At 70.4% G+C, this 1,439-nt stretch carries 1 protein-coding gene; it reads left to right on the plus strand.

Going from position 1 to position 1,439, the window contains the following annotated elements; genetic code table 11:
* Positions 1–121 precede the first annotated feature (121 nt).
* Positions 122–1,439: IS1380 family transposase (locus AB1K54_RS17290; RefSeq protein WP_371204003.1), on the plus strand; the 1,318-nt coding region annotated here is incomplete at its 3' end.

The raw sequence follows: 1,439 nt of genomic DNA on the forward strand, positions 1-1,439 counted from the left end.
CCTCGGGCTTTCGCCGTTGAGTGGCTTGCGGGTCGTGTTGTAAAGATGGAAAGTGCTCCTGATCTGGGAGAATTGGAATTGCTTAGAGACCAGTTCACCGAGTTCGAGGAGCACCTTCAAGGTGAAGACTACCGGCGTGTACCCGCGCGTTCATGTTGACACCGCGGACGTGCCCGCGATCGGTCAGGCTGGCGGGGTGCTGCTGACCGAGACGGCCCGCGCAACGGGCCTGGATCGGGTCCTGTCGGCGGCGCTCGGGTCGTGGCGCAAGCCGCTCGCGGTGCACGACCCGGGCAAGGTGATCCTGGATCTCGCGGTCATGCTCGCGCTCGGCGGCGACGCCCTGTCGGATATCGCGACGCTGCGCGCCGAGCCCGGCGTGTACGGTGCGGTCGCGTCGGACCCGACGGTGTCCCGCACGATCACGGCGTTGGCTGCGGACGCGGATCGGGTGCTCGCTGCGATCGACCTGGCGCGGCACGAAGCGCGAACGACCGCGTGGGCCCTGGCCGAGGAGCACGCGCCTGACACGGCGGCGTCGCCGGACGTCCCGCTCGTGATCGATCTGGACGCGACCTTGCTGACCGCGCACTCGGAGAAGGAGCATGCCCGCCCGACCTGGAAGAAGGGGTTCGGGTTCCACCCGCTGTGCGCGTTCGTCGACCACGGCGCGGCGGGGACCGGGGAGACGCTCGCGATCCGGCTGCGGCCCGGGAACGCGGGATCGAACACCGCGGCCGACCACATCACCGTCACCCGTGCCGCGCTGGCCCAGTTGCCGGGCGGGAAGACACGGCCGGGGAAGGGCGTGCTGATCCGCGCCGATTCCGCGGGCGGGACGCACGAGTTCCTTCACTGGCTCACCGGGCGTCGGCTGTCGTACTCGGTCGGGTTCACGCTCCCGTACGAGACCCCGGACCTCTACCGGCTGATCCCGGAGGACCTCTGGGAGCCCGCGCTCGACGCGGACGGCGACCCGCGGGACGGGGCCGCGGTGGCCGAGTTCACCGGTGTACTGAACCTGGAGAACTGGCCGACCGGCATGCGTGTGATCGTGCGGCGGGAACGCCCACACCCGGGCGCGCAACTCCGGTTCGGGGACGTGGACGGCTACCGGCTGACCGCGTTCGCCACCAACACCAGACGCGGACAGCTGCAGACCCTCGAACTCCGGCACCGCCGCCGGGCCCGCTGCGAGGACCGCATCCGGCAGGGCAAGGACACCGGACTGCGCAACCTCCCGTTGCACGGGTTCGATCAGAACCGGATCTGGTGCGCCATCGTCGCCCTCGCCGGCGACCTGATCGCCTGGGCGGGTATGCTCGCCCACCCACTGCATGAGGCCCGCCGGTGGGAACCGAAACGCCTGCGCTACCGGCTGTTCACGATCCCGGCGACCCTCGCCCGCCATGGCCGCCGCATCACCCTGCACCTCTCGA

Origin of the sequence: Microbacterium sp. BWT-B31 (genome assembly GCF_041379855.1) — a bacterium.
Classification (GTDB): Bacteria; Actinomycetota; Actinomycetes; order Actinomycetales; family Microbacteriaceae; genus Microbacterium.